Below are 12711 nucleotides of genomic sequence, written 5' to 3'. Positions count from 1 at the left end.
CAGGGGCTCGATCAGTCTTGGGAATAGATACGCGGAACGCGACGCAGATTGCAGAAGATTTCGTAGGGAATCGTTTCTGCCCGTGTGGCCACTTCACTGGCGAGCACGTGCTTGCCCCATAACTCGACCCGGCTGCCAAGCCCGGCCTGCGGTACGCCGGTCAAGTCTACGCAAAGCATGTCCATGGACACTCGCCCGAGCAGCCGGGAGGGCTGACCGTCGATCTGCACAGGCGTGCCGGTCGGCGCATGACGCGGATAGCCGTCAGCGTACCCCATCGCCACCACGCCAATACGCAATGGCCGATCACAGACAAACGTCGCGCCATAGCCCACGGCTTCACCGGCAGGCAGCTCACGCACACTGATGATCTTCGATTCAAGGGTCATGACCGGTTGCAGGCGGTCAGCCAGCGGGTGCGCCTGACCAAACGGCGTAGCGCCGTAGAGCATGATGCCGGGGCGCGACCAGTCGCTTGGAATATGCGGCCAGCCCAGAACGGCCGGGGAGTTTTTCAGGCTGGTTTCTGCAACCAGGCCTTTGCGAAAGCTCTCGAATACAGCGAACTGTTCATCACTGCATCCACTGTTCAGTTCATCGGCGCGGGCGAAGTGGCTCATCAGGACGATTCTGGCTACTTTGCCGGTTACCAGCAGGCGCTGATAGGCGGCCTGATATTCATGCGGGTACAGACCGACGCGGTGCATGCCGGTGTCAATCTTGAGCCAGACCGTTAAAGGTTTGGCGAGCTGCGCCTGCTCGATGGCCTCCAGTTGCCAGGTCGAATGCACGACCGTCCAGAAGTTGTGCTCGACAATCAGCGCCAGTTCATCGGCTTCGAAAAAACCTTCAAGCAGCAGAACAGGTGCGCGGATGCCTGCCGCGCGTAGCTCGAGCGCTTCTTCGATGCAGGCCACTGCGAAACCGTCGGCCTGGGCTTCCAGTGCCTGGGCAACACGTACCGCACCGTGACCATAGGCATCGGCCTTGATCACCGCGAGCGCTTTGCCGCCGCTGTTTTCACGAGCCAGTTGGTAGTTGTGACGCAGTGCCTGAAGATCAATAAAGGCGCGGGCTGGACGCATGATGACGTTTCTTGCCTGAAGGGTGAAAAGGGTCAGAAAAGCCCGACGCAGAGATGCGTCGGGCACAACAGTATGAAGGCAGCAGACTCAAGGCAGCGCGGCGACAACCGACAGCTCGACAAGGATTTCCGGCTCGCACAGCTTGGCCTCGACGGTTGCACGCGCAGGCGCGAAACCCTTGGGCAGCCATTTGTCCCAGACGCTGTTCATGCCGGCAAAATGAGCATCGATGTCTTTCAGATAGATCGTGACCGACAGAATGCGAGTCTTGTCAGTGCCGGCCAGGTCGAGCAGGCGCTCGATACTGTTCAGGACCTCGCGGGTCTGTTGCTCGACACCTGCAGTCATGTCATCGCCGACCTGGCCCGACAGATAGACGGTGCCGTTGTGGACAACGACCTGACTCATGCGCTCATTGGTGAGCTGGCGCTGGATTGACATGCTGTGCATTCTCCTGAGTGCTGCCGTAACGAGAGATATCGAGGCCTTCGGCACTGATACGGGGTGTCTTGCGGGCAATGAGGTCTGCCAGCAAACGACCGGAACCACACGCCATCGTCCAGCCCAATGTGCCATGGCCGGTATTGAGGAACAGGTTACGGAACGGTGTTGCACCCACAATCGGTGTGCCATCGGGAGTGGTCGGACGCAACCCGGTCCAGAAACTGGCCTGGGTCAGGTCGCCACCCTGAGGATAGAGGTCACCGACGATCATCTCCAGTGTTTCGCGTCGACGCGGGTTGAGCGACAGGTCAAAACCGGCTATTTCCGCCATGCCACCGACCCGGATCCGGTTGTCGAAGCGGGTGATGGCGACCTTGTAGGTTTCATCGAGAATGGTCGAGGTCGGAGCCATGGCCGGGTCAGTGATGGGCACCGTCAGCGAATAGCCCTTCAGCGGGTAAACCGGAGCCTTGATGCCCAGCGGTTTGAGCAGTTGCGGAGAATAGCTGCCCAGCGCCAGCACGTAGCGGTCGGCTGTTTCCAGCTTGCCGTCGATCCACACACCATTGATGCGGTCGCCAGCGTGGTCGAGGCGCTCGATGTTCTGTCCGTAGCGGAACTCGACACCCAGCTCGACGGCCATTTCTGCAAGGCGCGTGGTGAACAACTGGCAATCGCCGGTCTGGTCATTGGGCAAGCGCAGTGCACCGCTGAGAATGCCGGTCACACCGGCCAGCGCGGGCTCGACACGGGCGATGCCGTCGCGATCCAGCAGCTCGTACGGAACACCGGACTGCTCGAGCACGGCGATATCCTTGGCGGCGTTGTCCAGTTGCGCCTGAGTGCGGAACAACTGGGTAGTGCCCAGGCTGCGCCCTTCATAGGCAATGCCGGTTTCCAGGCGCAGTTCATCGAGGCAATCACGGCTGTATTCGGACAGGCGCACCATGCGCTCTTTGTTCACGGCATAGCGGCTGGCGGTGCAGTTGCGCAGCATCTGCGCCATCCACAGGTATTGATCGATATCTGCCGTGGCCTTGATCGCCAATGGTGCGTGGCGCTGCAGCAACCATTTGATCGCCTTCAGCGGAACACCCGGCGCGGCCCATGGCGAGGCATAGCCTGGCGAGACCTGCCCGGCATTGGCAAAGCTGGTCTCCATGGCGGCGGCTGGCTGGCGATCTACCACGGTCACTTGAAAACCGGCACGCGCCAGATAATAAGCACTGGTTGTACCGATTACACCACTTCCAAGGACCAGAACGCGCATGTAGATGACCTCATCGCGGATATCCGCTGACGTTTTGAAGTTTTAAGCAAGAATGTGCGCAGTATATTGAGCAATGGGCAGTGCTTCTCACTGTATAAACATCTATATTTGGCGTTTATTCCCGGCGATAAACGCTTTGGTAGAGGGGAAATAACCCATGCGCACTCAACACCAGTCAAATCGTGAACTGGACAAGATCGACCGCAATATCCTGCGCATCCTCCAGGCAGATGGGCGTATCTCGTTTACTGAACTGGGCGAGCGCGTCGGCCTGTCGACCACACCCTGTACCGAGCGGGTTCGCAGGCTGGAACGCGAAGGGATCATCATGGGCTACAACGCCCGCCTGAACCCGCAAAGCCTGAAGGCCAGCCTGCTGGTGTTTGTGGAAATCAGTCTGGACTACAAGTCTGGCGACACCTTCGAGGAGTTCCGCCGTGCGGTGTTGAAGCTTCCGCATGTGCTGGAGTGCCACTTGGTATCAGGCGACTTCGACTACCTGGTCAAGGCGCGCATTTCCGAGATGGCGTCCTACCGCAAACTGCTGGGCGATATCCTGCTCAAACTGCCGCACGTGCGCGAGTCCAAGAGCTATATCGTGATGGAAGAAGTGAAAGAGAGCCTGAACCTGCCGATTGCCGACTGATTGCGCTAGACCAGCACTTGTCGGGTGGAAGCCATGTATTCGTGTATCTGCTTCTCTACCCGCGGGTGAATCAGTTCGACCGGGCGACGGCCATTCGGGCATGGCAGGCTTTCGGTGGTGCCGAACAGACGGCAGATCAACGGGCGTTCGTCATACACGGTGCAGCCCTGCGAGCCAAGGTGCACGCAATTGAGCTCATTGAGCGCGGCGTCCTGTTCGGCGGCAGTCTTGCGCGGCAGACGCGACATTTCTTCGGGCGACGTGGTAACCGGGCCGCAGCAGTCGTGGCAGCCAGGCACACACTCGAACGAGGGAATCTGGCGGCGCAGATCACTTATTTTCTGACGGTTGCAGCTCATTGAATCAACCATTCCTACACAATGCGCTGAGTTTGCCCCAGTTGGCAGGCTCATGACAGCGGCTTATCCTCCCCACACGCAAACCGCCACCAACAGGACCCGCTCATGAACGCCCGCGTTCAGCACCCGACTCTTCACGACGACCAGCATGTTGCCTCCTACTACGCCGCCAGCAGCCATCCGCAACCGGATCACCCTGCGCTGCAAGGCGAGGTGAAGGTTGATGTGTGCGTGGTGGGCGGCGGATTCTCCGGCCTCAACACTGCCATCGAGCTGGCCGAGCGCGGGCTGAGTGTCGCGCTGCTTGAGGCACGCCGAATTGGCTGGGGCGCCAGCGGACGCAATGGCGGCCAGCTGATTCGCGGGGTCGGTCACGGCGTCGAGCAGTTCGCCAATGTCATCGGCAGCGAAGGTGTGCGCCAGCTCAAGCTGCTGGGCATCGAGGCGGTCGAGATCGTGCGTCAGCGCATCGAACGGCATGCTATCGATTGCGACCTGAAATGGGGTTATTGCGACCTGGCCAACAAGCCGCGCGACTTGCACAGCCTGGCCGAAGATGCCGATGAACTGCGCAGCCTGGGCTACCGCCATGAGCTTAAGTTGCTGCAAGCCGATCAGATGCGCAGTGTCGTGGGCTCCGACCGGTATGTCGGCGGTTTGATCGACATGGGGTCCGGGCATCTGCACCCGTTGAATCTGGCTTTGGGAGAAGCTGCCGTAGCGCAGTCACTGGGCGTTCGGCTGTTCGAACATTCTGCGGTGACGAGAATCGACTACGGCCCGCAGGTCAAGGTGCATACGGCCCAGGGGACGGTGCTGGCGAAAACGCTGGTACTGGGCTGCAACGCTTACCTCAACGACCTGAATCCGGAAATAAGCGGCAAGGTATTGCCCGCAGGCAGTTACATCATCGCGACCGAGCCCTTGAGCGAGGCTCAGGCCCGGGAAGTGTTGCCGCAGGACATGGCGGTCTGTGATCAACGCGTGACAGTGGATTACTACCGACTGTCAGCGGATCGCCGTTTGCTGTTCGGGGGCGCCTGTCACTATTCGGGCCGCGACCCGCAGGACATCGCCGCGTACATGCGACCGAAGATGCTCGATGTGTTTGCGCAACTGGCCTCAGTGAAGATCGATTACCAGTGGGGCGGAATGATCGGCATCGGTGCCAATCGCCTGCCGCAAATTGGCCGGCTCAAGCAGCACCCCAACGTGTTTTATGCTCAGGCCTACTCCGGCCATGGGCTGAACGCAACACACCTTGCGGGCCGCTTGCTGGCCGAAGCCATCGCCGGGCAACACAGCGATGGCTTCGAGTTATTCGCCAAAGTGCCACACGTGACCTTTCCGGGCGGCAAGCACTTGCGCTCGCCGTTACTGGCATTGGGCATGCTCTGGCACCGGCTCAAAGAACTGCGCTGAAAGGCTCAGGGCCTCCAGAACGGTTTCATCGCTTCGACCCGCGCCTGCTGGAAATCCAGCCCGATGTCGCGCAACTGATCGTCCGTCAGCTCCAGCAAGGTGCGGCGGGAGGCCCAGCGGTGACGATACAGCGCCCAGCGACCCATGCCCGCCAACAGATCGGCCTTGTTTGAGCGGACCGTTCTGACCGCAGTTGGTCGATAGTCATTCAATTCCTGGCTGTGAAGCGCAAGGCGTACATCGCTGAACCCGTTCATTTCCGATTCCCTCATCCTGGGTGGGTGTGGGTCTATGATGAAACGAACGGCCAGACCATTACAGATTCAAAAACAGGTTATATTTTCCATACAGATGAGGCGAAAACAGCACTGAATGCTATATTTTTGCCCAATCTGTATTGCTATACCACGCTCACCAGCCTGAGAGTACGTCATGACGCTTTACGTCAACCTCGCCGAACTGCTCGGCTCGCGGATCGAAAACGGCTTCTACCGCCCCGGCGACCGCCTGCCATCGGTGCGTGCGTTAAGTGTCGAACATGGCGTCAGCCTGAGCACCGTGCAGCAAGCGTATCGGGTGCTGGAGGACAACGGCCTGGCAGCGCCGAAACCCAAATCCGGCTATTTCGTATCGGTCAGTCGAGCGGCACCTGCGCTGCCTGCTGTCGGGCGACCGGTCCAGCGGCCTGTGGATATCTCTCAATGGGATCAGGTGCTGGACCTGATTCGGGTGGCACCTCTCGAAGCGGTCACGCAACTGGGGCGCGGAATGCCCGATGTCACCAGCCCTACCCTGAAACCGTTGATGCGCGCGCTGAGTCAGCTGAGTCGTCACCAAGACATGCCGGGGCTGTATTACGACAACATCTACGGCGTACGCAGGCTGCGTGAGCAAATCGCCCGACTGATGCTCGACTCGGGCTGCAACCTGACCGCCAATGATCTGATCGTCACCAATGGCTGCCATGAAGCGCTGTCAGCGAGTGTCCGGGCCATCTGCTCGCCGGGTGACATCGTTGCAGTGGACTCGCCCAGCTTCTTCGGGGCCATGCAGACGCTCAAGGGCGTGGGCATGAAAGCCCTGGAAATCCCCACAGACCCATTGACCGGCATCAGCCTCGAGGCGCTGGAACTGGCCCTTGAGCAATGGCCGATCAAGGTCATTCAGCTGACGCCCAATTGCAACAACCCGCTGGGTTACGTCATGCCCGAAGCTCGCAAACGTGCCTTGCTGACGCTGGCACAACGTTTCGATGTGGCGATCATCGAGGACGATGTGTATGGCGATCTTGCTTACAACTACCCTCGCCCGCGCACCATCAAATCTTTCGATGAGGATGGCCGTGTCCTGCTGTGCAGCTCGTTTTCCAAGACCCTGGCACCCGGCCTGCGGATTGGCTGGGTAGCGCCGGGGCGGTATCTGGAGCAGGTGCTGCACATGAAATACATCGGCACCGGCTCGACTGCACCGCAGCCCCAGCTGGCCATCGCCGACTTCATCGAAGGCGGCCATTACGAGCCGCATGTGCGGCGCATGAGAACCCAATACCAGCGCAGTCGCGACCAGATGATCGACTGGGTGATGCGCTACTTTCCCGAAGGCACCCGCGCCAGCCGCCCGCAAGGCGGTTTCATGCTGTGGGTGGAACTGGCCGAAGGCTTCGACACGTTGCGTCTGAACCGCGCCCTGCTGAGCAAAGGTGTACAGATCGCGGTGGGCAGTATTTTTTCCGCCTCGGGCAAGTACCGTAACTGCATGCGCATGAACTTCGCGTCCAAACCGAGCCGCGAAATCGAGAACGCTGTGCGTACCGTGGGCGAGACAATTGCACTACTGAATGCGCAAACTGACTGACGCAGGCAAATCTTTCCCGGTTTTTTGGGTCATAACGCCAAGTCGAGCCATGTACAGACGCGGAAGATCAATTTGAATAACTCATGGGCCTTGCCCTTTTGCCTGCTGGTTGCACTGTGCGTCAGCGGTTGCGCGCACCAGCAAATTGCCAGCGAGCCAAGCCAGGCCATGCCGCCCTCGAGTTCTGCTTTCGGCCGTTCTATTCAAGCCATGGCGATGCCCCACGACGGGCGTTCCGGCTTTCGCCTGCTGCCCGACAGCAGCGATGCATTCAAGGCGCGCGCCGAACTGATCCGTAACGCCAAAAGCAGCCTCGACCTGCAGTATTACATCGTCCATGACGGCCTTAGCACGCGCGCTCTGATCGACGAACTGCTCAAAGCGGCAGACCGTGGCGTGCGGGTGCGCATTCTGCTGGACGACACCACCAGCGACGGGCTGGATCAGGCCATCGCCACCCTCGCCGCGCACCCGAACATTCAGATTCGCCTGTTCAACCCGCAAAATCTGGGGCGCGAGACCGGCATCACGCGCAGCCTGGGGCGCTTGATGAACCTGTCGCGTCAGCACCGACGCATGCACAACAAGCTGTGGCTGGCCGACAGCAGTGTGGCCATCGTTGGCGGGCGCAATCTGGGCGATGAATACTTCGACGCCGAACCGAACCTGAACTTCACCGATATCGACATGCTCAGCGTGGGGCCGGTCGCCGAACAGCTCGGCCACAGCTTCGATCAATACTGGAACAGTACGCTCAGCAAGCCCATCGATGCGTTCATGTACTTCCTGCCCGACGGTGAGGATCTGGCCCAGGCACGGCAGCGGCTGGACGATTCGCTGGAGCAGGCGCATCAGCAACACAAGGCCCTGTATGAGCGATTGATGGCCTACAAGACTCAGCCACGCATGAAGACCTGGCTCAACGAGCTGGTCTGGGCGCACAACCAGGCATTGTGGGACGCACCGACCAAGGTACTGGCGCAGGGTGATCCGGATCCGCACCTGCTGCTGACCACGCAACTGGCCCCCGAACTATTGAACACTCGCAAGGAACTGATGCTGATTTCGGCGTACTTTGTACCGGGCCAGGAAGGTTTGCTGTACCTGACCGGCCGTGCCGATGCCGGCGTCAACGTCAGCCTGCTGACCAATTCACTGGAAGCCACCGACGTGCCTGCCGTGCATGGCGGCTACGCGCCTTACCGCAAGGCGCTGCTGGAGCACGGCGTGAAGCTGTTCGAACTGCGCCGCCAGCCTGGCGATACCGAAACCATGCGCGGCAGCGGTCCGCACTTGTTCAAGAAAAGCAGCTCGTTGGCCAGTTCGGAATCAAGCCTGCACAGCAAGGCGATGATCTTCGATCGGCAGAAAGTATTTGTCGGCTCATTCAATTTCGACCCGCGTTCTGTGCTGTGGAACACCGAAGTCGGCGTGCTGGTCGACAGTCCGCAACTGGCCGAAGAGCTGCGCGAACTGACGCTTCAGGGTATGGCTCCCTCGCTCACTTACCAGGCGAAGCTTGAGGATGGCAAAGTGGTGTGGGTGACCGAAGACAATGGCCAGATCCACACGCTGCACACCGAACCCGGTGACTGGTGGCGGCGTTTCAACGCGTGGATGAGCCGTGCCATCGGCCTGGAAAGAATGCTTTAGGCGGGCGCAGCCTGGGCAACCCCGAACGCTCCACGTCGCCTGATCAGAATCAGCAGGCCAAAGGCACCTGCCGCCATGAGCAGCGGCAAGGCCTCACCGCTGACCCACTGGCTGCCCGCGCCTGCTATCAGGGGCCCGATCAGGCACCCGATGCCCCACAGCTGAGCGACATGCGCATTGGCGCGGACCAGTGAGTCATCGCGATAACGCTCGCCGATCAGGATCAGCGACAGGGTAAACAGCCCCCCAGCACTGGCACCGAACACTGTCCAGAGCGGCCAGATCAGAACGGTATCGATCAGTAACGGCACCAGCAGACTGGACGTCAGCAACAAGGCGGCGCATCCGGTAAACATTGCGCGGCGCGAGATGCGATCAGCGAGCATGCCGATCGGCAACTGCAGTAACGCGTCACCTATCACCACCACACTGACCATGATCAGGGCGATTTCCGGGGTGAACCCGTGGCGTATGCAGTAGAGCGGCAGCAGCGTGAGGATCAAGGCTTCGAATGCAGCGAACAGCGCCACCGCCCAGGCGATAGCGGGCATGCCGCGACAGAAGCCCGCCAGATCAGTGAGGGTCACGTTGCAGGATTCAGTCGATGGCGCCCCCGTGCGACCCAGCAGCAGGAACGGAGAGCCGACCAGTAGCAGCACGCCAATCCAGAAGCCGTAGTCGGCCTGAGTGCCGATAACGCCCAGTAACAGCGGGCCAGCCAGTTGGCTCAAGGCGTAAGTGCTGCCATACAGCGCTACCAGCCGTCCGCGCAGACGCTCGATCAACAGTTGGTTGATCCAGCTTTCACCCAGCACGAAGACGATGGTCAGAATCACCCCGAGCGCCAGGCGCAAGACCAGCCAGACCCCGTAATACGGCAGCAGCGCCAGTGCGCCGACCGAAACGGCGCCGCCCCACAGGCACAGGCGCATCAGGTTAGCCGTACCGAAGCGCGCGGCGAGACGACTGGCCAGCGCCGCACCCACCAGCACACCCACCGCAGGCATCGCCGCCATGATGCCAATGGCAAACGAGCCGTAGCCCCAGTCTGCCAGACGCAATGAAACCAGCGGCATGCTGACGCCCATTGCCAGCCCGACGCCCAACACGGACGCCAGCACGGCAAAATAAGTACCCCAACGCATTTTCAAGCTCCTGCCTGCCCTCACTGCACAATCAAGACCGGACGCAGAGCGTCCAGAACGGCATGCGACGCGGAGCGTCGCACGATAGTTGAGGTTATCGTTCCTCACGCTCCAGCGTGGGAATGCCGTGCGTGACGCTCCGCGTCACAAATCTGCGCCGCGCCGCAGACGCGAGACCGGACGCGGAGCGTCCCAGAACTACACGCCCACGCAGAGCGTGGGTGCGATAAGCAAATGACTACAGCTTGATCCAGGTGGATTTCAGCTCAGTATATTTGTCGAAGGCATGCAGCGATTTATCACGACCGTTGCCTGACTGCTTGAAGCCACCGAACGGGGCAGTCATATCGCCGCCGTCGTATTGGTTGACCCATACGCTGCCTGCGCGCAGTGCTTTGGAGGTCAGGTGTGCTCTGGAGATATTTGCAGTCCACACGGCAGCAGCCAGGCCATAAGGCGTGTCGTTGGCTATCTGTATCGCTTCTTCGTCGCTGTCGAACGTCAGCACTGAAAGCACCGGGCCGAAGATTTCTTCCTGAGCGATTTTCATCGCGTTGTTCACACCGTCGAAAATGGTCGGCTCAACGTAGGTGCCGCCGGTCTCCTGCAGAATGCGCTTGCCACCCGCAACCAGCTTGGCACCATCGGCGTGGCCCGCTTCGATGTAGGACAACACGGTATTCATCTGCTGGGTATCGACCAGCGCGCCCACGTTGGTCGCAGGGTCCAGCGGGTTGCCGGGCTTCCAGGTGGCCAATGCCTCAATCACCATCGGCAGGAAGCGCTCCTTGATAGAGCGCTCGACCAGCAGCCGCGAGCCGGCAGTGCAGACTTCGCCCTGGTTGAAGGCAATTGCGCTGGCGGCTGCTTCGGCGGCGGCCTGCAGATCAGGCGCGTCGGCAAAGACGATATTCGGGCTCTTGCCACCGGCTTCCAGCCAGACGCGTTTCATGTTCGACTCGCCTGCGTAAATCATCAGTTGCTTGGCGATTTTGCTCGAACCGGTAAACACCACGGTATCCACGTCCATATGCAGCGCCAGCGCCTTGCCGACGGTATGACCGTAACCCGGCAATACGTTGAGCACGCCCGCAGGAATGCCTGCCTCGATGGCCAGTTGCGCAATACGAATGGCGGTCAGCGGAGATTTCTCCGACGGTTTCAGGATCACTGAGTTGCCGGTGGACAATGCAGGACCAAGCTTCCAGCAAGCCATCATCAACGGGAAGTTCCACGGCACGATGGCGGCGACGACACCCACCGGCTCGCGCGTTACCAGACCCAGTTGGTCATGAGGCGTTGCCGCGACTTCGTCATACAGTTTATCGATGGCCTCGCCGCTCCAGCTCAGGGCTCTGGCGGCACCGGGAATGTCGACGCCGAACGAGTCGCCAATCGGCTTGCCCATGTCCAGGGTTTCAAGCAAAGCCAGCTCTTCGGCATTTTGCTTGAGCAGCCCGGCGAAACGGATCATGATTTCCTTGCGTTTGGCCGGAGCCAGTCGCGACCAGGCACCTGAGTTGAAGGCGCTGCGCGCACTGTCGACAGCGCGTTGCGCGTCAGCGGTGTCGCAACTGGCGACCTTGGCAAGCATCCGGCCATCGACCGGGCTGATGCAATCAAACGTCTCGCCGGAGGAGGCTGCGGTGTATTCACCTTGAATGAAGGCACGGCCTTCGATCTTCAAATTCTGGGCGCGTTGCTCCCAGTCAGCACGAGTCAGGGTGGTCATTTGCATGTCCTCCTCTTGTTGAATGTGGGTGTGTCATGGTTGATTAAAGACACAATCTGAAATTTTTCAGGAAGGCCGTTACCCTAAACCAGCGGCCCGACAAAACCAATATATTTGACATAAATAGCCGCTACGGTGCTTTTATGTTGATTTTATTAAACAGCTCCGCACGCGCGCCGAGGCACTAACGCACAGCACGCACGTCAAACCCTCAACGCATTCAGGACAAGGGGCCCATCATGAGCATCGAAAGCATCGTCGACTTCAGTGAAGCCAGCACCGCCGCCGAGCACTATCGCCCTGCACCGGAAAAAGTCTTTAAGGGCGATCCGGCACAAACCCTCTACAACCACTACAACAGCCCCTGCGGACAGATGAGCGCGGGGGTCTGGAATGGCGAGCCCGGGCAGTGGCAGGTGAATTACTCGGAGCATGAGTATTGCGAGATTGTGCAGGGTGTTTCAGTCCTGCGCGACGAGCAGGGCAACGCGAAAACCCTGCGCGCAGGCGACCGTTTCGTGATTCCGGCCGGCTTCAAGGGCACTTGGGAGGTGCTGGAAACATGCCGCAAGATTTATGTAGTGTTTGAAGCCGCTGCGGATAAATAAGTACTGCCCTTGCAGCTATGCCAGGAGCGCAGACACAAAAAAACCCGCCGAGGCGGGTTTTTTTGTAGCCGACAGAATCAATTACTTGATTTTGCCTTCTTTGTAGATCACGTGCTTGCGTACAACCGGATCGAATTTTTTGATTTCGATTTTATCCGGGGTAGTACGTTTGTTCTTGTCGGTGGTGTAGAAATGGCCTGTACCAGCGCTCGACACCAAACGGATCAATTCACGCATGATTCTCTCCCTTAAATTTTGCCGTCGCGACGCAGTTCAGCGAGCACAACTTCAATGCCACGCTTGTCGATGATACGCATGCCTTTAGCAGATACGCGCAGACGAACAAAACGCTTCTCGCCTTCAACCCAGAAGCGGTGATGCTGCAGGTTTGGCAGGAAACGACGACGGGTTTTGTTGTTTGCGTGGGAAATGTTATTCCCAGTCACCGGACCCTTACCGGTAACTTGACATACTCTCGACATGCCTCAGCCCT

The 12711-nt window shown here is 59.6% G+C and carries 14 protein-coding genes; 5 read left to right on the top strand and 9 right to left on the bottom strand.

The features are described 5' to 3' along the window. Positions 1-11: 11 nt before the first annotated feature. The 3 genes from alr to dadA all read right to left on the bottom strand — a co-directional run bounded on the left by alr (position 12) and on the right by dadA (position 2799). A complete protein-coding gene (gene alr, locus RYB09_RS03435; protein WP_316887522.1) occupies positions 12-1085 on the bottom strand; it encodes an alanine racemase in 1074 nt (357 codons plus the stop codon). Positions 1086-1172: 87 nt separating this feature from the next. Then, a complete protein-coding gene (locus RYB09_RS03430; protein WP_058402734.1) occupies positions 1173-1526 on the bottom strand; it encodes a RidA family protein in 354 nt (117 codons plus the stop codon). After that, positions 1498-2799 (bottom strand): D-amino acid dehydrogenase, encoded by a 1302-nt coding sequence (dadA, locus tag RYB09_RS03425; protein WP_316887519.1) that lies wholly within the window; start codon positions 2797-2799, stop codon positions 1498-1500. Before dadA ends, RYB09_RS03430 begins: the two co-directional genes overlap by 29 nt. A gap of 157 nt (positions 2800-2956) precedes the next feature. On the opposite strand from dadA, the gene RYB09_RS03420 reads away from it, so the two are divergent. Then, a complete protein-coding gene (locus tag RYB09_RS03420; RefSeq protein ID WP_004655323.1) occupies positions 2957-3445 on the top strand; it encodes an Lrp/AsnC ligand binding domain-containing protein in 489 nt (162 codons plus the stop codon). A 5-nt stretch (positions 3446-3450) separates the two neighbouring features. Here RYB09_RS03420 and RYB09_RS03415 read toward each other — a convergent pair whose 3' ends face one another. Continuing rightward, on the bottom strand, positions 3451-3804 hold the full coding sequence (locus tag RYB09_RS03415; RefSeq protein ID WP_316887517.1) for a YkgJ family cysteine cluster protein: 354 nt from the start codon (positions 3802-3804) through the stop codon (positions 3451-3453). Between the two features lie 105 nt (positions 3805-3909). Here RYB09_RS03415 and RYB09_RS03410 point away from each other — a divergent pair, with 105 nt between their 5' ends. Beyond that, complete coding sequence (locus tag RYB09_RS03410) at positions 3910-5226, top strand: FAD-binding oxidoreductase (RefSeq protein WP_316887515.1); 1317 nt, start codon at positions 3910-3912, stop codon at positions 5224-5226. A 5-nt stretch (positions 5227-5231) separates the two neighbouring features. Here RYB09_RS03410 and RYB09_RS03405 read toward each other — a convergent pair whose 3' ends face one another. Further along, entirely contained in the window at positions 5232-5483 is a 252-nt protein-coding gene (locus RYB09_RS03405; protein WP_004655331.1) for a DUF1127 domain-containing protein, read from the bottom strand. Positions 5484-5658: 175 nt separating this feature from the next. Between RYB09_RS03405 and RYB09_RS03400 the strand changes: the two genes are divergently transcribed. Then, positions 5659-7080 (top strand): PLP-dependent aminotransferase family protein, encoded by a 1422-nt coding sequence (locus RYB09_RS03400; protein WP_002551520.1) that lies wholly within the window; start codon positions 5659-5661, stop codon positions 7078-7080. A 72-nt stretch (positions 7081-7152) separates the two neighbouring features. Next, positions 7153-8733, top strand: coding sequence for a phospholipase D family protein (locus RYB09_RS03395; RefSeq protein ID WP_122258925.1), 1581 nt, complete (start codon positions 7153-7155; stop codon positions 8731-8733). Here RYB09_RS03395 and RYB09_RS03390 read toward each other — a convergent pair. Further along, on the bottom strand, positions 8730-9878 hold the full coding sequence (locus RYB09_RS03390; protein ID WP_316887510.1) for an MFS transporter: 1149 nt from the start codon (positions 9876-9878) through the stop codon (positions 8730-8732). The genes RYB09_RS03395 and RYB09_RS03390 overlap by 4 nt on opposite strands. Positions 9879-10116: 238 nt before the next feature. Continuing rightward, entirely contained in the window at positions 10117-11610 is a 1494-nt protein-coding gene (locus tag RYB09_RS03385; RefSeq protein WP_316887508.1) for an aldehyde dehydrogenase, read from the bottom strand. Between the two features lie 239 nt (positions 11611-11849). Between RYB09_RS03385 and RYB09_RS03380 the strand changes: the two genes are divergently transcribed. After that, entirely contained in the window at positions 11850-12218 is a 369-nt protein-coding gene (locus tag RYB09_RS03380; protein ID WP_004666557.1) for a cupin domain-containing protein, read from the top strand. Between the two features lie 81 nt (positions 12219-12299). Here RYB09_RS03380 and rpmG read toward each other — a convergent pair whose 3' ends face one another. Beyond that, positions 12300-12455, bottom strand: a complete 156-nt coding sequence (gene rpmG, locus RYB09_RS03375; protein WP_002551515.1) for a 50S ribosomal protein L33 — start codon at positions 12453-12455, stop codon at positions 12300-12302. Between the two features lie 11 nt (positions 12456-12466). Beyond that, positions 12467-12700, bottom strand: coding sequence for a 50S ribosomal protein L28 (rpmB, locus tag RYB09_RS03370; protein WP_002551514.1), 234 nt, complete (start codon positions 12698-12700; stop codon positions 12467-12469). Positions 12701-12711: the final 11 nt, after the last annotated feature.

Origin of the sequence: Pseudomonas syringae group sp. J254-4 (assembly GCF_032586855.1) — a bacterium.
GTDB classification, from domain to species: domain Bacteria; phylum Pseudomonadota; class Gammaproteobacteria; order Pseudomonadales; family Pseudomonadaceae; genus Aquipseudomonas; species Aquipseudomonas amygdali.
This window is presented reverse-complemented; position numbering and strand designations above follow the sequence as displayed.

Bases quoted from the DNA above. Each gene is read 5' to 3' on its own strand.
- RYB09_RS03415 (WP_316887517.1), bottom strand. From the start codon at position 3,804: ATGAGCTGCAACCGTCAGAAAATAAGTGATCTGCGCCGCCAGATTCCC.
- RYB09_RS03400 (WP_002551520.1), top strand. From the start codon at position 5,659: ATGACGCTTTACGTCAACCTCGCCGAACTGCTCGGCTCGCGGATCGAA.
- rpmG (WP_002551515.1), bottom strand. From the start codon at position 12,455: ATGCGTGAATTGATCCGTTTGGTGTCGAGCGCTGGTACAGGCCATTTC.
- alr (WP_316887522.1), bottom strand. From the start codon at position 1,085: ATGCGTCCAGCCCGCGCCTTTATTGATCTTCAGGCACTGCGTCACAAC.
- rpmB (WP_002551514.1), bottom strand. From the start codon at position 12,700: ATGTCGAGAGTATGTCAAGTTACCGGTAAGGGTCCGGTGACTGGGAAT.
- RYB09_RS03410 (WP_316887515.1), top strand. From the start codon at position 3,910: ATGAACGCCCGCGTTCAGCACCCGACTCTTCACGACGACCAGCATGTT.
- RYB09_RS03405 (WP_004655331.1), bottom strand. From the start codon at position 5,483: ATGAACGGGTTCAGCGATGTACGCCTTGCGCTTCACAGCCAGGAATTG.
- RYB09_RS03420 (WP_004655323.1), top strand. From the start codon at position 2,957: ATGCGCACTCAACACCAGTCAAATCGTGAACTGGACAAGATCGACCGC.
- RYB09_RS03385 (WP_316887508.1), bottom strand. From the start codon at position 11,610: ATGACCACCCTGACTCGTGCTGACTGGGAGCAACGCGCCCAGAATTTG.
- RYB09_RS03380 (WP_004666557.1), top strand. From the start codon at position 11,850: ATGAGCATCGAAAGCATCGTCGACTTCAGTGAAGCCAGCACCGCCGCC.
- RYB09_RS03430 (WP_058402734.1), bottom strand. From the start codon at position 1,526: ATGTCAATCCAGCGCCAGCTCACCAATGAGCGCATGAGTCAGGTCGTT.
- dadA (WP_316887519.1), bottom strand. From the start codon at position 2,799: ATGCGCGTTCTGGTCCTTGGAAGTGGTGTAATCGGTACAACCAGTGCT.
- RYB09_RS03390 (WP_316887510.1), bottom strand. From the start codon at position 9,878: ATGCGTTGGGGTACTTATTTTGCCGTGCTGGCGTCCGTGTTGGGCGTC.